Below are 17449 nucleotides of genomic sequence, written 5' to 3'. Positions count from 1 at the left end.
GCACTGTCTTACTCTTGCAGGAAGCGTGCCAGGTGGCTGCATGGCCGGATTTGCTGTTGCCGCTGCAATCCCGTACAGGCATATCGCGGCAGCATGTGACGTTTTTTGTCAGTTCGAAGTGACTGAAGCGGCTGTGTTAGCATCCTGCCATTCATGCTTACAGGAGATTCCATGAGCAATCAGGACTGGCTGACACGCAGCCTTGCCAGCGTCTGGCACCCTTGCACCCAGATGAAGCGCCACGAAACCCTGCCCATCATTCCGGTGGCCCGTGCCGAAGGGGTGTGGCTGGAGGATTTTGAGGGTAACCGTTATCTGGATGCGGTCAGCTCCTGGTGGGTCAATCTGTTTGGCCACGGGCATCCACGTATCAAGCAGGCCATCAAGCAACAACTGGATGAGGTGGAGCATGTGATGCTGGCCGGTTTCACCCACAGGCCGGTGATCGAACTGTCCGAACGCCTGTCCGCGCTGACCGGGCTTGGCCATGTGTTCTATGCCTCGGATGGTGCCAGTGCCACCGAGATTGCCCTGAAGATGAGCTTTCATTACTGGAAGAATGTCGGTCAGCCGGACAAGTGCCGTTTCATCAGCCTGGATAACAGCTATCACGGTGAAACCGCCGGCGCGCTGGCCGTGACAGATGTTCCGCTGTTCTCCGCCACCTATGCGCCGCTGCTCAAGCCAGGGGTGCGGGTGCCGTCGCCGGATGCACGTCTGGCGCGCGCGGGGCAGAGTGCAGAAGACGTGGCAAGGGCGGCTATCCGTTCGCTGGAAAACGTCCTGGCCAAGAAAGCCGGTGAAATGGCTGCCATCATTGTGGAGCCGCTGGTACAGGGTGCCGCCGGCATGGCGATGTACCACCCGGTTTACCTCACTGAGCTGCGCCGCCTGTGTGACCAGTACCAGGTACACCTGATTGCCGATGAGATTGCGGTAGGCTTTGGCCGCACCGGAACACTGTTTGCCTGCGAGCAGGCTGGCATCAAGCCGGACTTTCTCTGCCTGTCCAAGGGCATTACCGGCGGTTTTCTGCCGCTATCCTGCGTGCTGAGCACCGACACCATCTACCAGGCGTTTTACCACGATGATGTCACCCGTGGCTTTCTGCATTCCCACAGCTACACCGGCAATGCCCTGGCCTGCAGTGCGGCGCTGGCGGTGCTGGATATCTTTGCGGATGAAGACATCATTGCGCGCAACCGTGAACTGGCCGCCACCTTTACGGACATTCTGGCGCCACTGGCTGAGCGGGCAGATGTTCGTCACTTCCGCCATACCGGCATGATCTGGGCGTTTGATGTGGACACCCCGCGTGCTGACTTTGCACAAGCCTTTTTCTCAGCCATGCTAAAGCAAGGCTGTCTGGTCAGGCCGATCGGCAAGACGGTGTATTTCATGCCGCCCTATGTCATGCAGCCGGAGGAAATGATGCAGCTATGCCAGGCAAGCTGTCTGGTACTGGATGCCTTGCATCAGGAAAGTAATGTTTTGACCGGGCCGGCAACAGCCCTGCCGTGAGTATTGCCTTGCCTTGGCGGGCTTGATTCCAATAGCATGGCGCATGCATAGGCGGGAATGCAGACACTGCGTGGCATTCCCGCCCGTACACCGCCCATTTACCCGCCCTGCAATAGGATGCACGATGCTGCTTGCCTTGCCCACTCTGGATATGGACCCGAGATTGGTAGATACCAACCCTGACAGCGTCACCAGTTGGGTAGAACGCTTGCCGTATACCGACCTGCACGAATGCGGTCGCCAGATGCTGGATGCGCTGCGCAATCTCAGCCGCACACCGATGGAGGTGGGCAATCGTCACAAGCTGTTATTGCAATACCTGAAGGGACTGGACCGTTACTACCCGGCACTGGAAAGCGAAATCGTCCAGACTGATCTGACCTCGGCCCCACGCACCCGCCAGTTGGCCATGCTGGGTGCGGCACTGTTCGAAGCGGTGTTTGTTGCCTTCAAGCTGACACTGACCGAGCGTCTGGCCAAGCGTGGCTTGCTGGAACGGGAGCAGCAGCGCATCGAGCTACTGCTGTACACCATGATGGCGGCACGCCAGTTGCTGAGCATTTGCTGCCAGAGCTATAGCCCGCCACCGGCCAACTTCTGGTACGACTGCCACCAGTTGTACAGCTTTGCGCTGGCGCGTGGCTGGCAGGAACGGCATCTGGAAAACGACGACGCTGCGGCTGTCATCTATCACCAGATCCTGCTGCTGGGGCTAACTTCCACCAACCGCCTGTCCATGCCAGAACTACTGGTAGCCAAGCAGTTGATCATGGATCTGGCACGCCAGGCTGGCCTGGTGCCGGTTGAAGCCATTCAGGGCCAGGTAAACGGTTATCTGGTGGATGCCAGCCGAGATGAGCCGCCGCGTTTCATGCGCATCCAGGCCGACACCCTGGAAGCCGGCTGTTATTTGCTTGATCTCACACCAGCCATCACTGTGCTATCGCATAGCATTGAGCAACTCACCAAGGTGCAGAACAGCAGTGCCCACCCCAGTCAGACGCAGGATGAACTGAATCTGCTGCAATCACTGGCCGCCGAATGGCAGCAGCCACGCCGCCGACGTCACCAGCGCCTACCCATTCAGGAAGTAATCGAACTGATTTCCACCGTTCCGTCCATCTGGTATCGCAGCAATGGCATGAGCTGGGTGCTGACCGGTAACGAGCAAATTGCCCCGCCCCCCACTACCCGCGCCCCACCCGCTCCCAGCCTGTTTGTGGTGGTCAATCAGAGCGCCACCGGCTACCTGCTGCGTGGTCAGCCCCGCGGTCAAACCCTGCGCGCCGGCGAGGCCATCTTGCTGACACCGCCGGGCAAGCCGGATGCCGCACAGCTATGCATGGTGTGCTGGGTATCCCTGCTGCCAGATGGCGTGGACGTGGAATGTGGCGTGGAAATCATCGGCAATCAGCCACAGGCTGTCATGGTGATACCCACCATCACCCACCCAACCGACACCCCTCAGTTTGCCCTGCACCTGCCAGCCATCAGCGCACTACGCCGCCCCGAGCTGTTGTTGATGCAGGGGCGTCTGTTCAGCCGCCTGCGTGAATTCCGGTTGTGGACCGACCAGGGCGAGACACTGATCCGCACCTTCCGTCTGGACAAGCAATCTCCGCATTTCCAGCTGATGGAATATCGCGACAGCGAGCATTTCTGAGATCGGCCACTGCGCCACGACAGACAGTTTGCGGTACACTGACAGGCTTGATTTCATAGCCTGCAGGGGGTTTTGTATGCGTTCGGTGATTCATGCCGCCAGCCGTATTGTGGTGAAGGTTGGCTCCAGCCTGGTAACCAATGATGGCAAGGGACTGGACCTGTCCGCACTGGCGCGCTGGGCCGCCGAGATTGCCGAACTGAAACGGCGTGGCAAACAGGTGGTGCTGGTTTCCAGCGGCGCCATTGCCGAAGGCTGTCAGCGTCTGGGCTGGTCGGTACGTCCCAAAGGTGTACACGAACTGCAGGCCGCCGCCGCTGTCGGCCAGATGGGCTTGTGCCAGGCTTATGAAACCGCCTTCCGCGAATTTGGCCTGAAAACCGCGCAAATCCTGCTGACCCACGAAGACCTGGCCGACCGCACCCGCTATCTGAATGCGCGCTCCACCCTCACCACCCTGCTAAACCTGAATGTCGTGCCCATCATCAACGAGAACGACACCGTGGTGACTGACGAAATCCGCTTTGGCGACAACGACACGCTGGGCGCACTGGTCACCAACCTGATTGAAGCCGATGCGCTGATCATCCTGACCGACCAGCAAGGCCTGTACACCGCCGACCCGCGCAAGCACCCGGACGCCGTCTTCGTACATGAGGCACAGGCTGGGGATGCCGCGCTGGAAGACATGGCCGGCGGTGCCGGCTCCAGCGTGGGGACCGGCGGCATGATTACCAAGATCCTGGCCGCAAAACGCTCCGCCCGCAGCGGTGCCGCCACCGTCATCGCCTGCGGACGCGAACACGATGTGCTGTCACGGCTGGCCGATGGCGAAGGCATCGGCACCCAGTTGCTGGCCCCGACCAACCGCATGGCGGCGCGCAAACAATGGCTGGCCGATCATCTGAAGTTGACTGGCCGCATCGTGCTGGATCATGGAGCGGCACAGGCAGTACGCGAACGCGGCACCAGCCTGCTGCCGGTGGGCGTAACCGCCATCGATGGTGACTTCCTGCGCGGCGAAGCCGTAGCCTGTGTCGATCAGCACGGTGAGGAAGTGGCACGCGGCCTGGTGAACTACAGCTCGGACGAGGCCCGCCTGATCATGAAGAAAACCACGCGCGAAATCGAAGCCACGCTGGGCTATATGGTGGAGCCGGAACTGATCCACCGCGACAATATGGTCACCCTGTAAATCCTGGCTTCAGGATAGGGACAGGCACAAAAAAGGCGGCGCAAGCCGCCTTTTGCATGGTACAAGGACTTCAGAAAGAATACGCCACACTCACACCCACTTCCTTGGTGGTGTTTTGTGGTTCCATCCCGGAGACAATGAAATTGCTACATACGGTAGTGGCCGTATCACTGTCCTTGATGCTCCAGTAACGGTAAAACGGTGTGATGCTCAGTGCGGTTCCGCCTGCAAGCTTGCGGTCGAAAGCCAGGTTGGCTTCATAGCCATAGCCATTCTTCTGGCTATTGTGCAAGTCGCCACAAGAACTGCTGATTTCACTTAAACGTGATACCTGGGTACCCGCCAGCATGTATTTGTAGGTCAGACGAGGGGCAATCATCCAGTCGGCATTCAGGCTGTTGCGGGTACTCACCCCCAGCAGCAAATAGCTGTACATGGAATTGCGTCCGTAGCCGCCACTGCTGGCCTGATCCAGGTGGTCATCCAGACGGCGATAACCCAGACCAATTTCCGGCGTCAGCGTGGTAGCGCTCAATTCAAATGCATGCTGGTAAACCAGGCTGAAGTCATAGCTCTTGCGGCGCAAATCGCTGAACTGGCCGGAAGCACTCGAGTAGTCGGAACTTCCCCAAGCATAGCGACCGCGCAGTACAAAGGCATCCCTGTCGTTGATATCTTCGCGCAAGGTCATGTTCAAGCCGAACATGTTTGCCTTCTCAGTCATGAAGCTCGCACCAGCCACGGTCTCGTGGTAAGTCTCGTGATAGCCTTCAATACCGAGTTGGGCCTCCGGCATAGGGTTGGCTGCATACAAGCTGGCGGAACAGGCTGCCAGCGCCAGAAAGAGTGCTGTTTTTTTCATCGGGGACTTTCATTAACATGTTTTCATGCCATGCGATTGTCCTGAATGGCCATGCCAATGTCAAAAAACAGCCCGTGTCACATGCCGGATCATTCCAGCCCGGACGTATCCCCGCCTTTGCCTGCCTCCAGCTCGCGTGCGCGGCGCAGCTCCAGCGAACGGGCAATCACGTAGGCCATCATCGAGCACAGGAAAAACAGCAGCATGATCAGCGCAATGGAGCGCAGGGTTTCGGTAAGCGCATTCCACAGCTCCAGCAGCCAGCGTGCGCCGGTAATGTCCAGTTGGGTGCTACCCTTGCCCGCAGATGGTGGCAGATATTGCTCCAGATTCCACGGCCGTACCCCGCCGGAAATGCCTGCCACCAGGATGGCAAAGCTGATGTAACGCCGCCAGGCATCTGCCAGATCCGGGCCCAGCGTGCGCTGCAGGATTTTGTGGACAGCCGGGTCGAAGAAACGCACCACCGCCAGCGAAGCGGCCAGCGCCACCACGACAATGGCGACAAACAGTGCATAAAACATGATGTTCCCTTTCTGGAAAGCCGGATAAACAAGGCGCGAGGCCAATCAGTTCATGGCAGCCAGCACTGCTGCGCTGCTGGCTGCCGCCATCTCAGGCAGCCTGCTGCCGCAGCAGGCTGGCAAAGCGCCGCAATACCGCGGCGGCCTGCGGCGTCGGGCGCAACTGTTGACGCAAGGGCCCGGCAGGCTGACCGGCAGCCTCAAGCGTGGGCGCAAGATGTGTCAAATAGGCATCCATGGCCGCTGTATCAAATTCTGGGTGAAACTGCACCCCCCACGCCGAGCCGACGCGGAAGGCATGGTTGGGTTCAAAATCATTGGCTGCCAGCCGTACCGCACCGGGTGGCAGCGTACTGACCGACTGCCAGTGGATCACCGCTGCCGGGAAACGCGCGGGCATGCCGGCAAACAGCGGGTCTTCTGCCGCGGCAGGCAATACGTCCACATCCACCACCCCGGCCTCCGGCCCCTGTGGGTGATAGCCGACGCTGCCACCCAGCGCATCGGCCAGTAACTGGTGGCCGTAACAGATGCCCAGTAGCGGCACCTCGCTGGCCACGGCGGCACGCAGCCAGTGGGCCGTGGCCACGCTCCAGTCCTCATAGTCGCTCACCATGGCCGGCGAGCCGGTCAGCACCGCCCCGGCACATTCACTGACCGGTGGCAGCGCTTCGCCCCGCTGCACGTCCACCACGCGCCAGTCCCCGGCAGCCTCACCCAACTCGCGGGCAATCCAATCTTCGAAGTCGCCCAACTGTGCGGCCAGTGCCGGATAGGTACGGCCAGTCTTGATAATGATTTTCTGCATATGCCTAGTCTTTCAATGGCAGGCCGAAGTGGGTGTAGGCCAGTGCCGTTGCCATCCGTCCACGCGGCGTGCGCTGCAGATAGCCTTGCTGGATCAGGAAGGGTTCGATCACATCTTCGATGGTATCGGTGGATTCACCGATGGCCGCCCCCACATTATCCAGCCCCACCGGGCCACCACCGAATTTTTCCAGAATGGCGGCAAGCAATTTGCGGTCCATCACATCCAGCCCGGCCGGGTCCACATCCAGCATGGCCAGCGCGGCATCGGCAACCTGGGCGGTGACAATGCCGTCGGACTTCACCTCGGCGTAATCACGTACCCGGCGCAACAGGCGGTTGGCAATCCGTGGCGTGCCACGCGAACGGCGGGCCACTTCAAAAGCGCCATCATCGGCCAGCGTCACGTTAAGCAGGCCGGCAGAACGGCTGACAATGCGGGTCAGCTCTTCCGCGGTATAAAACTCCAGCCGCGCCACAATGCCGAAGCGGTCACGCAAGGGGTTGGTGAGCATGCCGGCGCGGGTAGTGGCACCAATCAGGGTGAAGGGCGGCAGGTCCAGCTTGACCGAGCGCGCGGCCGGGCCTTCGCCGATCATGATGTCGATCTGGTAATCCTCCAGCGCCGGGTAGAGGATTTCCTCGACAACCGGGCTCAAGCGGTGGATTTCGTCGATGAACAGCACATCGTGCGGCTCCAGATTGGTCAGCAGTGCCGCCAGGTCGCCGGCACGCTCGAGCACCGGGCCGGAGGTCTGGCGCAGGTTCACGCCCATCTCGCGCGCCACGATATGCGCCAGCGTGGTCTTGCCAAGGCCAGGCGGGCCGAACAGCAACACGTGGTCCAGCGCTTCGCCGCGACGCTTGGCCGCCTCGATGAAGATTTCCAGCTGTTCGCGCGCCTTCTTCTGGCCCACATATTCATCCAGCAGCTTGGGACGCAGGGCGCGTTCCAGCGCCTCCTCCTGGGTGGACAGGCTTTGCTGGGTCACAATGCGTCGCTCGGGCGCGCCGCCAATCAGCTTGTCGGTTTCAATCATGGGTACTGCCGTGGTGGCTGAATCTCGAATCCGCCCATCTTACCACTGCGTTATACTGGCCGCTGGCCGATGCGTATTGCGCGGCCTGTGCTACGTCTTCAGGGCGGGGTGAAACTCCCCACCGGCGGTATGGCCTGCCTGTGCAGGCCGAGCCCGCGAGCGCCTTTTTCTGAAGAAAAAGGGTCAGCAGATCTGGTGCGATGCCAGAGCCGACGGTCATAGTCCGGATGAAAGAAGATGACAGCAGCGTCAGCCTGGCCATGCCGGGCTGGCGTCGTTCTGTCCGGGTGCCATGCGGTGCCGGGCTTTGCCATGGCAGGGTCCGCGCACGCCATTGCGCCCTGCGCTGGCTGCATGCTGATCGATGCGGCAGCGCATTTTCACGCCCTGAAACGTGTTTCTCTGACTTCATCGAGGACCGTTTCATGTCATACCAATACCAGCCCCAACTTACCCCACGGCTTGCCGCCGCGCTGTTTGCCCTGCGTCAGGGCCGGCCTGTCATTGTCAGTGACGATGATGACCGCGAAAACGAGGCCGATCTGATCATGGCCGCCGACAACATCACGCAGCCGGAAATGGCACGCATGATTCGCGACGGCAGCGGCATTGTCTGCCTGTGCCTGACGTCAGAGCACGCCGCCCGCTTACAACTGACCCCCATGGTGCAGAACAACAGCAGCCGCTACGGCACGGCCTTTACCGTCAGCATCGAGGCGGCACACGGCGTCACTACCGGGGTATCCGCCGCCGACCGCGTCACCACCATTCGGGCCGCCATTGCGCCCCACGCCAAAGCGCAAGACCTGGCGCGTCCTGGCCACGTGTTTCCGCTGATTGCCCGCCCCGGTGGCGTGCTGGAACGACGCGGCCATACCGAAGCGGCGGTGGAGCTGGCCACACTGGCCGGTTTCAGCCCGGCAGGTGTGTTGTGCGAGTTGATGAACCCGGATGGCAGCATGATGCGTGGCGAACAACTGAGGCACTACGCCGAGCAGCATCGCCTGCCCATGCTGACCGTGGCCGAACTGGCCGACTGGCGACACCAGCAGCAGGCCGCTGCGCCGGACGCGGTCTGCGTCTGATCCTGCTGTGAAAACGCACCAGGCCAGCGGCATGCCGCTGGCCTGGTTGCTTGCCGATAAGCTGAGCACGGCGCGGATGGCGCACTAGCCCTTCATCAGGTTCTTCAGCGCCAGCCTTACCCCGTCGCTGACGGTCACGTCGGCCGGCAGGCCCTTGGTGGCGGCAGCGGCTTCCTTCTCGTTGTAACCCAATGCCAGCAGCGCATTGACAATATCGCTCTTATCATCCGGCGTCGCCGCAAACGGCAGGCCACCCGGCACCGCCAGATTGCTGCCGGTGGCCAGCTTGCCGCGTAGCTCCAACACCAGCCGTTCGGCGGTTTTCTTGCCGATGCCCGGTACGGAAGACAGGCGCTTGATGTCCTCACTGGCAATGGCCACCGCCAGTTCGTCCGCCGTCATGCCGGACAGGATGGCCAGCGCGATCTTGGCACCGATGCCACTAACCTTGATCAACTGGCGGAAGGTTTCCCGTTCTTCCTTGCTGGCAAAGCCAAACAGCAAGTGGGCATCCTCGCGCACCACCAGATGGGTGAACAAGGTGGTCTTTTGCCCCAGCGCCGGCAGTTGGTAAAACGTGGTCATCGGCACATCCACTTCGTAACCAACGCCATTGACGTCCACCACCACCTGCGGTGGCAGTTTTTCGATAAGTGTGCCGCTGAGGCGTCCGATCATGACAAACATACTCCCGATAAAATTGGCTGCTCAGGCCAGTAGCAGGGCCACGGCCAGCAGCAGTGGATACAGATTGGCCGCCATGATGGTGGCGATGATGGCCGGGCGCAAGTGTGACGGTTGATCCGCATGCCGCCATAACTGCACGCTGGCAAAGCCGGACAGCGGCAAGGTCAGCAAGCCCAGCGCGGCAAACAGCGGCAGCCGCTGCTGCCACAGCAGCACGGCCAGCAAGCCGTAGGCCAGTACACTCAGCAGACCATACACCGCACGCGCACGCGCCAGCGGCAGCCGCACCACCCAGTGCCATTTGCCGGCCTGCCGGTCGGCATCACGGTCAGGAAACTGATTGATGAACAGCAGCAGGCTGGTGAGGATGGCAAAGGGCAGGCTGGCCCAGCACAATACCGGCAGCACTCCGCCGGTCAACAACACCGCCATACCCTGTGGCAGCAAGAAAAAGCACAGTGCCACGCTGACCTCCCCCCAGCCCCGGCTGTTCAGCCGCAATGGCGCTGCCGAATAGCCCCAGCCCAGCACCACGCCAGCCAGGCCGATCAGCAAGAGCGGCAAGCCACGCACGCTGACCAGATACAGTCCGCCAGCCGTCACCAGTGCAAACAGGCCGTAAGCGAGGCTACGCATTTGTGCAGCGCTGAGCACCCCGTTCTGGATGAAGCGGCTGCCGCCGGTAAACGGAAACAGCCGCGCGGTATTGGCCGCATCCGTGCCATTGTGATGATCGGCCACATCATTGATGACATTGACCGCGGCATGGGTGAGCAAGGCCAGGATCAGGCCCAGCAGCGCCAAGGGCCAGTGCTGTTGCCATGCGGCAGCGCCGCTGGCGGCCATGCCCAGCAGGACCCCGGCCAGTGTGATGCTGAGAAAGGCAGGCCGGGTGGCCAGCCACCAGCGTGCCGGATGATGCGCCAGATCAGCCGCTTGCGGTTCGATGGCAACAGGAGGAGGAGACATGCAGTGCTCCGTCAGAACGATGACCACAGCATAGCGCAGCCACTACTGACCGTGCTTGCGCTATACCAAACGCCCGCCACGCACTTTCAAGCCCTGCCGTGCCAGTTGGCCGATGGCACCGCCACTGAGATTGGCATGCGCCAATGCCACGGCCAGCGCATCGGCCGCATCGGCCTGGGGCGTGCCGGACAGATTGAGCATGCGCACCACCATGTGCTGCACCTGCTCCTTGGCCGCCTTGCCGTGCCCGACCACCGACTGCTTTACCTGCAAGGCGGTGTAGTCCGAAACCGCCAGATTGCGCAGCACCAGGGCGGAGACACAGGCGCCACGCGCCTGGCCCAGCATCAGCGTGGCCGCCGGATTGACGTTGACGAATACCTGCTCGATGGCCGCCTCGTGCGGCTGATAGGTGTCGATCACGCCGAACAGCCCGTCGATGATGACCTTGATGCGCTCGGCCAGCGGTGCGCCCTGCGGAGTGCGGATGCAGCCGGAAGCCACGTAATGACGTTGCTGGCCAATCAGGTCGATCACGCCAAAACCGGTAATGCGGCTACCGGGGTCCACCCCCAGAATGCGCCGACTCACGCCGACCAGCCCGCGGCAATGGCATCAGCCTCGGCCAGCCGTTCCGGCGTGCCCACATCCAGCCACAAGCCATCCAGCCGGCTGCCACTCACCTGCCCTTCATCCATGGCGGCACGCAGCAGCGGTGCCAGCTTGGCCGGCTGCCCGGCGAGTGTGGCGGCAAACAAGGCCGGATGGTAGGCGGCAATGCCGGAAAAGGTCAGGCCATTTCCTGCTTGCGGGCCAGGCGTCAGCAGGCCGTTGTCCAGCAGACCGAAATCACCAGCCGGATTGTGCGGCGGGTTGTCCACCAGCAGCAGGTGGGCCAGTCGGCTGTTGCCATCCAGCAGCCCTGCCTGTTGCTGCAAGGCGGCAAAATCGACATCGCTCAGTACATCGCCATTTACCACCAGGAAAGGCGCATTGCCCAGCAAGGGCAGCGCGGTGGCAATGCCACCTGCAGTTTCCAGTGCATTCGCTTCGGGCGAATAGGCGATTTCCACGCCAAGGCGACTGCCGTCGCCCAGCACCTGCTCAATCTGCGCACCCAGCCAGGCGTGATTGATCACCAACTGGCGGATACCGGCGGCGGCCAGACGGCGGACATGCCATTCGATGAGCGGCCTGCCACCGGCCAGCAACAAGGGTTTGGGGGTGTGGTCGGTCAGCGGGCGCATGCGCTCGCCACGCCCGGCCGCCAGAATCATCGCTTTCATGCCCACGCCATCAACCTTTGACACTCAGCACCGGATAAGCCGATTGCAGCTCGGCATCGGTCTCGTCCTTGCCCACCAATTGCAGCAGCAACTGGTACAGCGGCGCCAGTTCCTGATAGCGGCGGGTGGTGCGTTTGAGGTATTTGATGAAGCGCGGAATCTCCTTACGGTACTTTTCCTTGCCGTCGCGGTGGTAAAGTCTTGCAAAGATTCCGGCCACTTTCAGGTGGCGCTGCACGCCCATCCATTCGAAATCACGGTAGAAATCATCCACGCTTTCCGGCACCGGCAAGCCAAGGGCACGGGCTTTTTCCCAGTAGCGGATGGCAATATCCAGCACGAAATCTTCTTCCCATTCGATAAAGGCATCGCGCAGCAAGGACACCAGATCGTAGCTGATGGGGCCATATACCGCGTCCTGGAAATCCAGCACGCCGGGACGGTCGGCGGTCAGCATCAGGTTGCGCACGATGAAGTCGCGATGCACGAAAACCTTGCTTTGCGGCAGGATGGCCGCCAGCAGTTTTTCACAGCCGGCATCCCATAACTGGCGCTGGGCGAAGTTGAGCGGCTTGCCCAGTTCCTTGGCGCAATACCACTCGGGAAACAGGCTGAGTTCCCGGCGCAGCAAGGCTTCGTCGTATTCCGGCAGCACGCCGGGCTGGCTGGCCTGCTGCAAGGTAATCAGGGTATCCACCGCCTCCAGCAACAGGTGCCGATGCACCAGCGGACGCGCATCATGCTCCAGTGCCGCCAGCAAAGTCACCTTACCCAGATCCTCCAGCAGCATGAAGCCCAGTTCGCGGTCGCGCGCGATAATCTGCGGCACGTTCACCATGGAAAATACCTCCCGCACCTTGACGTAAGGGTCGGTATTCATTTTATCTGGCGGGGCATCCATCACGATGCGGGAAGTGCCGTCGGGGAAGTGGGCGCGGAAGTAGCGACGGAAGTCGGCGTCGGCGGCGGCAAACTCCACCTGGATGTCGGTTTGCGGATACAGGCTGGCCAGCCAGCCCTTGAGTTGTTCCAAACGTTGCATGTCGGTTCGTCACGATGCTGATAGAATCGTCTGATTTTATACTGCTCACCTGCCCACACGATATGGCTTTGTGCATGCTCAAACTGCAGCCCACGAAAATGACGCTGGCCCTGGCAGCCGCCTTCTCGGTTTCCGCCGCCCAGGCCGATGACAATGCGCCCCAGACGCTCACCCCCCCACCCGCTGCCCAGGGGCAGACGCATGTCACTGCCGACCACATGGACGGGCAGATGCAGGACAAGCTGAAAGCCAGTGGCGACGTGGTGGTGATCCGTGACAACCAAACCCTGGAAGCCGACTGGCTGGATTACTACCAGCAACAGAACCGGGTAAAGGCGGGCAATCACTTCCGCCTCACCCGCGAAAAAGATGTAGTTACCGGCACCACGCTGGACTACTGGATGGACGAGCACACCGGCTCGGCCCAGCAGCCCTCCTTCCAGATGGGCACACCAGACACCAACAACAAGCCGGGTGGTGCCAAGCGCAGCCTGGCGCAATCCGGCATTGCCTTCCGTGGCGATGGCAGCGAGGTGCAGTTCACCGGGCCGGACCAATACCGCCTGATCAACAGCCGGGTGAACTCCTGCGTGGTGGGGGATGACTCCTGGTATCTGAAGTCCTCCACGCTGGATCTGAACTACACCACCAATATCGGTATTGCCCGCAATGCCCGGCTGGAATTCCAGGGTGTGCCCATCCTGTACACCCCGTGGATCGACTTTCCGCTGGATGGCAGCCGCAAGTCCGGCCTGCTGACGCCCACTTTCCGCTCCGGCACCACCGGCTTCGATATTGCGCTGCCCTATTACTGGAACATCGCGCCCAACTTCGACGCCACCCTGACGCCGCACATCAACCTGAAGCACGGCACCATGCTGGCCGGAGAGTTCCGCTACCTGGAGCCGGGCTACGAAGGCAGCATCTATACCGAGCAGCTACGCAATGACAAGCTGACCAATACCAACCGCTATGCCTGGTATGCCACGCACAAGCAGACCGTACTGCCCGGCCTGACCTTTGGCTACGAGTACAACTACGTTTCCGACGTTGATTACTTCAGCGACTTTGGCGATCGCACCCTGCAGGCCACCAATGTCAACCTCAAGCGAGAAGCCTGGGTGAAATACAGCACCGGCTGGCAAGGTGGCAATGTCGAAACCATGTTGCGGGCCCAGCGTTACCAAACGCTGGAAGACCCGGTCATCGCCGCCGACCAGCCCTATGCGCGACTGCCGCAGATCACCCTGGTGGCCAATCAGAAGCTGCCCGCCGGCCTGAGCTTCAACCTGCAAGGCGACATGACCCGCTTCGCACACCCCACCTTGCAAACCGGTGACCGCTTTGTTGCTTACCCCAGCGTCACCTGGTCGCTGCTGGAAAGAAACTGGGGCTTCATCCGGCCGAAGTTCGGGGTGAACTACACCAAGTACGACCTGAACCCGCTGGGCAGCAATACCACGCCGGGCAGCACCATCACCCGCACCCTGCCCATCTTCAGCACCGACTCGGGCCTGTCGTTCGAACGCGAAACCCGCTTCCATGGCAGCGACTACGTGGAAACGCTGGAGCCGCGCCTGTTCTACGTCTACATCCCGGCCAAGGATCAAAGCAAGATTCCGAACTTCGACAGCTCGGAAAACGACTTCAACTTTGCCCAATTGTTCTCGGAAAACCGCTTCTCAGGCTGGGACCGCATCAATGCCGCCAACCAGCTGACTGCCGCAGTCACCAGTCGCCTGATCAGCAGCGAGTCTGGTATTGAACGTCTGCGCGTGATGCTGGGCCAACGCTACTACTTCAAGAATGAAGATACCTCGCTGTATGGCGACCAGATCACCCTGCAAAACAACAGCAAGGGCCTGCTGGGCAGCCTGGGTGGCGACCTGACCAAGGCATGGCGCCTGGACAGCACCTACGAGTACAACCAGGATCTATCCAAAACCCAGCGCTACAACCTGCAAGTACGCTACAACCCGGCACCAGGCAAAACCGTTAGCCTGCGTTACCGCTATGGCCGTTACGAGCAGATCGGTGACACCACCCAGTATGGTCCGCTGCGCCAGATCGACCTGGGCGTACAATGGCCGATTGCCCGCCAGTGGTATGCCGTTGGTCGCGAAAGCTACTCGCTGATCGACAATAAGCCACTTGAGCATCTGCTCGGGGTAGAGTACAACGACGGCTGCTGGACGGCCCGCTTTGTGGTGAAACGCGACTCCACACTGGCCACCACCATTTCTTCGGCCTCCACCAGTACCGGTGTATTCTTCCAGCTGGAACTGCGCGGTCTGGGCGGACTGGGTAGCAGCCCGACCTCCGACCTGAAGCTGGCCATTCCGGGCTACTCCAATATTTCCGACATCCAATCCAATTGACCATGAAAAAAACCCTGCTTGCTCTGTTGATCGCAACACTTGTCCAGACGACCCATGCAGCACCGGCCAACCCGGTCAATGAAATGGATCGCATCGTGGCGGTGGTCAACAAAACCGTGATCACCAATATCGACCTGCAAAACCGCGTGGATGCCACCATCCAGCAACTGAAGGGCCAGAACGTCACCCCGCCGGCACGCGACATCCTCGCGCATCAGGTGCTGGAACAGATGATTACCGAACAGGTACAGCTGGAATACGCCAATAACAACGGCATGCGGGTGGATGAGCGCGACCTGGACCAGGCCATCGCCGATCTTGCCAAGCAGAACAAGCTGGACGTGAAGGGCCTGCAGGCCCAACTGGCCAAGGAAGGCGTGCCCTTTGCCCGCTTCCGCGAGGAAATCCGCCGCGAAATCATCCTGGCCCGGCTGAAAAACAATGAAATCGGCTCACGCATCACCGTGACCGACAGCGAAGTGGACCAGGTGCTCAAAAGCGCCCAGAGTGCCAACCGCAGCGAATACCATCTGGCCACCATTCTGGTCAGCACCCCGGAGCGGGCCGATGCCAAGCAGTTGGACAACCTGGCGGCCAAGGCCAGCAAGGCACTCGCCGAACTGAATGACAAGCAGCCGTTTGCCAAGGTGGCCGCCACGTATTCCGATGCGCCCAACGGCATCAAGGGCGGCGATCTGGGCTGGCGACCGGCTGCCACCTTGCCGCAGGAATTCGTCTCCATGCTGGACAAGCTCAATCCGGGCCAGCACACCGGCGTCATCCGTACGCCGCAGGGCTTCATGATTTTCCAGCTGATCGAAAAGCGCAGCGGCAACCAGCCCTTGCTGGTGGAGCAGTACCACACCGCGCACATCCTGATCCGCACCAATGAAGCCGTTTCGGATACCGACGCCAAGAACCGCATCCTGCAAATCCGCGATCGCATTCTGCGCGGTGCCAAGTTTGCCGAAATGGCCAAGCTGTATTCCGAAGACGGCAGCAATATCAAGGGCGGCGATCTGGGCTGGGTGAACAAGGGCGATATGGTGCCGGAATTCGAGAAAGCCATGGTGTCCTTGCCGGTTGGCACGGTATCCGAGCCGGTACGCAGCCCCTTCGGCTGGCACCTGATCCTGGTGGATGCCAAGCGCAACCAGGATGTCTCCGCCGACCGCGAACGCCAGACCATCAAACAGCAACTGCGCCTGCGCAAGCTGGACCAGGCTTACCTGGACTGGGTACGCCAACTGCGCGACTCCGCTTTTGTTGAAGAACGTCTCGACGACAAATAAGCCATGACAGATACCCGCCCCCTGCTTGCCATCACTGCCGGAGAACCCGCCGGCATCGGCCCTGACCTGGTACTGCAACTGGCAGACTGGCAGGATGCGGCACGGCTGGTGGTGATTGCCGATCTGTCGCTGCTGCAACAGCGCGCTGCGCTGCTGGGTCTGCAGCAACTGTCGTTCCAGCCCTACCAGCCGGGCCGGCCAGCACCGCTGGCCGGTACGCTGGAAGTGCTGCATGTGCCGCTGGCAGCGCCGGTGACACCCGGTGTGCTGGATGCGGCCAATGGCCGTTACGTGCTGGATACGCTGGATGCAGCCATTGCCGGCTGCCTGTCCGGCGAATTTGCCGGCATGGTGACCGCCCCGGTCCACAAGGGCGTCATCAACGATGCCGGTGTCCCCTTCAGCGGCCATACCGAATATCTGGCGGAACACACCGCCACACCACGCGTGGTGATGATGCTGGCCGGGGCCGGCATGCGGGTGGCGCTGGTCACTACCCACCTGCCGCTGCGTGCCGTGGCCGACGCCATCACCAAGCCGGAGCTGGAAGCCGTCATCCGCATCCTGCATGGCGATTTGCAGCACAAGTTCGGGCTGCAGAATCCACGCATCCTGGTGGCGGGCCTCAATCCGCATGCCGGGGAATCCGGCCACATGGGACGTGAGGAAATCGACGTCATCGAACCGGTATTGCAACAGTTGCGCGCCGAAGGCATGCAGCTGATCGGCCCGTTACCGGCGGATACCCTGTTCAACCCGGACAAGCTGGCCACGGCTGATGCGGTACTGGCCATGTACCACGACCAGGGCCTGCCGGTGCTCAAGCACGCCAGCTTCGGGGCCGGCATCAACATCACGCTGGGCCTGCCCATCATCCGCACCTCGGTGGACCATGGCACGGCGCTGGACCTGGCTGGCACTGGCCGGGCCGATCCGGGCAGTCTGTTTGAGGCCGTGCGTCTGGCTGCACAGCTGGCTGCCACACAGCCGTGAAACTGCCGCCAAAACACCACAGCCCCTGCTAACAACAGGGGCTTTTCCTTTTGTGGCAATACCTTAAGGCGGACGGGCCTGTTTTGTCGGACAACATCCAGAACA

The 17449-nt window shown here is 61.2% G+C and carries 16 protein-coding genes and 1 riboswitch; of the genes, 7 read left to right on the top strand and 9 right to left on the bottom strand.

Features of this window, described 5'->3' with window-relative positions; all coding sequences use genetic code 11:
* Nucleotides 1-171: 171 nt before the first annotated feature.
* From DLM_RS21880 to proB, 3 genes are all read left to right on the top strand, one after another.
* Complete coding sequence (locus tag DLM_RS21880) at nucleotides 172-1521, top strand: adenosylmethionine--8-amino-7-oxononanoate transaminase (protein WP_089082806.1); 1350 nt, start codon at nucleotides 172-174, stop codon at nucleotides 1519-1521.
* 124 nt (nucleotides 1522-1645) lie between these two features.
* The gene (locus DLM_RS21875; RefSeq protein ID WP_089082807.1) at nucleotides 1646-3184 is read left to right on the top strand and encodes a hypothetical protein; all 1539 of its coding nucleotides are present in this window, start codon (nucleotides 1646-1648) and stop codon (nucleotides 3182-3184) included.
* Nucleotides 3185-3260: 76 nt separating this feature from the next.
* Nucleotides 3261-4379: a glutamate 5-kinase gene (gene proB, locus DLM_RS21870; RefSeq protein WP_089082808.1), complete on the top strand. Its 1119-nt coding sequence runs from the start codon at nucleotides 3261-3263 to the stop codon at nucleotides 4377-4379.
* Nucleotides 4380-4449: 70 nt separating this feature from the next.
* Here the strand turns inward: proB and DLM_RS21865 are convergent, their stop codons facing one another.
* The 4 genes from DLM_RS21865 to ruvB all read right to left on the bottom strand — a co-directional run bounded on the left by DLM_RS21865 (nucleotide 4450) and on the right by ruvB (nucleotide 7612).
* Nucleotides 4450-5241, bottom strand: coding sequence for a hypothetical protein (locus DLM_RS21865; protein ID WP_089082809.1), 792 nt, complete (start codon nucleotides 5239-5241; stop codon nucleotides 4450-4452).
* 89 nt (nucleotides 5242-5330) lie between these two features.
* Nucleotides 5331-5765, bottom strand: coding sequence for a hypothetical protein (locus DLM_RS21860; protein WP_089082810.1), 435 nt, complete (start codon nucleotides 5763-5765; stop codon nucleotides 5331-5333).
* Between the two features lie 91 nt (nucleotides 5766-5856).
* Nucleotides 5857-6573, bottom strand: a complete 717-nt coding sequence (locus DLM_RS21855) for a glutamine amidotransferase (RefSeq protein WP_089082811.1) — start codon at nucleotides 6571-6573, stop codon at nucleotides 5857-5859.
* Between the two features lie 4 nt (nucleotides 6574-6577).
* A complete protein-coding gene (ruvB, locus tag DLM_RS21850; protein WP_089082812.1) occupies nucleotides 6578-7612 on the bottom strand; it encodes a Holliday junction branch migration DNA helicase RuvB in 1035 nt (344 codons plus the stop codon).
* Between the two features lie 90 nt (nucleotides 7613-7702).
* A riboswitch (FMN riboswitch) is annotated at nucleotides 7703-7855 on the top strand.
* Between the two features lie 182 nt (nucleotides 7856-8037).
* Between ruvB and ribB the strand changes: the two genes are divergently transcribed.
* Complete coding sequence (gene ribB / locus DLM_RS21845) at nucleotides 8038-8697, top strand: 3,4-dihydroxy-2-butanone-4-phosphate synthase (protein WP_089082813.1); 660 nt, start codon at nucleotides 8038-8040, stop codon at nucleotides 8695-8697.
* A gap of 84 nt (nucleotides 8698-8781) precedes the next feature.
* On the opposite strand, the gene ruvA is transcribed toward ribB, so the two are convergent.
* From ruvA to amgK, 5 genes are read right to left on the bottom strand one after another with little or no spacing between them, the layout of a single operon-like run.
* Entirely contained in the window at nucleotides 8782-9375 is a 594-nt protein-coding gene (gene ruvA / locus DLM_RS21840; protein ID WP_089083023.1) for a Holliday junction branch migration protein RuvA, read from the bottom strand.
* A 30-nt stretch (nucleotides 9376-9405) separates the two neighbouring features.
* Complete coding sequence (locus DLM_RS21835; RefSeq protein ID WP_089082814.1) at nucleotides 9406-10353, bottom strand: prenyltransferase; 948 nt, start codon at nucleotides 10351-10353, stop codon at nucleotides 9406-9408.
* Nucleotides 10354-10413: 60 nt separating this feature from the next.
* Nucleotides 10414-10944: a crossover junction endodeoxyribonuclease RuvC gene (ruvC, locus tag DLM_RS21830; RefSeq protein ID WP_045846364.1), complete on the bottom strand. Its 531-nt coding sequence runs from the start codon at nucleotides 10942-10944 to the stop codon at nucleotides 10414-10416.
* Complete coding sequence (murU, locus tag DLM_RS21825) at nucleotides 10941-11639, bottom strand: N-acetylmuramate alpha-1-phosphate uridylyltransferase MurU (RefSeq protein WP_089082815.1); 699 nt, start codon at nucleotides 11637-11639, stop codon at nucleotides 10941-10943. The genes ruvC and murU overlap by 4 nt, the downstream gene beginning before the upstream one ends.
* Before the next feature lie 10 nt (nucleotides 11640-11649).
* Nucleotides 11650-12681 carry an N-acetylmuramate/N-acetylglucosamine kinase AmgK gene (amgK, locus tag DLM_RS21820; protein WP_089082816.1) on the bottom strand — a complete coding sequence of 344 codons (1032 nt, stop codon included), beginning with the start codon at nucleotides 12679-12681 and terminating at the stop codon, nucleotides 11650-11652.
* 74 nt (nucleotides 12682-12755) lie between these two features.
* Here amgK and DLM_RS21815 point away from each other — a divergent pair, with 74 nt between their 5' ends.
* The 3 genes from DLM_RS21815 to pdxA are packed head-to-tail and all read left to right on the top strand — an operon-like array spanning nucleotide 12756 to nucleotide 17344.
* A complete protein-coding gene (locus DLM_RS21815; protein ID WP_089082817.1) occupies nucleotides 12756-15059 on the top strand; it encodes an LPS-assembly protein LptD in 2304 nt (767 codons plus the stop codon).
* Between the two features lie 2 nt (nucleotides 15060-15061).
* Complete coding sequence (locus DLM_RS21810; protein WP_231959932.1) at nucleotides 15062-16351, top strand: peptidylprolyl isomerase; 1290 nt, start codon at nucleotides 15062-15064, stop codon at nucleotides 16349-16351.
* A 3-nt stretch (nucleotides 16352-16354) separates the two neighbouring features.
* Nucleotides 16355-17344, top strand: coding sequence for a 4-hydroxythreonine-4-phosphate dehydrogenase PdxA (pdxA, locus tag DLM_RS21805; RefSeq protein ID WP_089082819.1), 990 nt, complete (start codon nucleotides 16355-16357; stop codon nucleotides 17342-17344).
* Nucleotides 17345-17449: the final 105 nt, after the last annotated feature.

Origin of the sequence: Aquitalea magnusonii, from assembly GCF_002217795.2 — a bacterium.
In the GTDB taxonomy this organism is placed as follows: domain Bacteria; phylum Pseudomonadota; class Gammaproteobacteria; order Burkholderiales; family Chromobacteriaceae; genus Aquitalea; species Aquitalea magnusonii_B.
The sequence above is the reverse complement of the archived record's forward strand: the minus strand, read 5'-3'. Positions and strand labels throughout refer to the sequence as shown.

Excerpts from the sequence above, each read along its gene's own strand:
- DLM_RS21860 (WP_089082810.1), bottom strand. The coding sequence starts at position 5,765 with ATGTTTTATGCACTGTTTGTCGCCATTGTCGTGGTGGCGCTGGCCGCT.
- pdxA (WP_089082819.1), top strand. The coding sequence starts at position 16,355 with ATGACAGATACCCGCCCCCTGCTTGCCATCACTGCCGGAGAACCCGCC.
- DLM_RS21880 (WP_089082806.1), top strand. The coding sequence starts at position 172 with ATGAGCAATCAGGACTGGCTGACACGCAGCCTTGCCAGCGTCTGGCAC.
- ruvB (WP_089082812.1), bottom strand. The coding sequence starts at position 7,612 with ATGATTGAAACCGACAAGCTGATTGGCGGCGCGCCCGAGCGACGCATT.
- DLM_RS21855 (WP_089082811.1), bottom strand. The coding sequence starts at position 6,573 with ATGCAGAAAATCATTATCAAGACTGGCCGTACCTATCCGGCACTGGCC.
- proB (WP_089082808.1), top strand. The coding sequence starts at position 3,261 with ATGCGTTCGGTGATTCATGCCGCCAGCCGTATTGTGGTGAAGGTTGGC.
- ribB (WP_089082813.1), top strand. The coding sequence starts at position 8,038 with ATGTCATACCAATACCAGCCCCAACTTACCCCACGGCTTGCCGCCGCG.
- DLM_RS21865 (WP_089082809.1), bottom strand. The coding sequence starts at position 5,241 with ATGAAAAAAACAGCACTCTTTCTGGCGCTGGCAGCCTGTTCCGCCAGC.
- DLM_RS21810 (WP_231959932.1), top strand. The coding sequence starts at position 15,062 with ATGAAAAAAACCCTGCTTGCTCTGTTGATCGCAACACTTGTCCAGACG.
- amgK (WP_089082816.1), bottom strand. The coding sequence starts at position 12,681 with ATGCAACGTTTGGAACAACTCAAGGGCTGGCTGGCCAGCCTGTATCCG.
- DLM_RS21815 (WP_089082817.1), top strand. The coding sequence starts at position 12,756 with ATGCTCAAACTGCAGCCCACGAAAATGACGCTGGCCCTGGCAGCCGCC.
- murU (WP_089082815.1), bottom strand. The coding sequence starts at position 11,639 with ATGAAAGCGATGATTCTGGCGGCCGGGCGTGGCGAGCGCATGCGCCCG.
- DLM_RS21835 (WP_089082814.1), bottom strand. The coding sequence starts at position 10,353 with ATGTCTCCTCCTCCTGTTGCCATCGAACCGCAAGCGGCTGATCTGGCG.
- ruvA (WP_089083023.1), bottom strand. The coding sequence starts at position 9,375 with ATGATCGGACGCCTCAGCGGCACACTTATCGAAAAACTGCCACCGCAG.
- DLM_RS21875 (WP_089082807.1), top strand. The coding sequence starts at position 1,646 with ATGCTGCTTGCCTTGCCCACTCTGGATATGGACCCGAGATTGGTAGAT.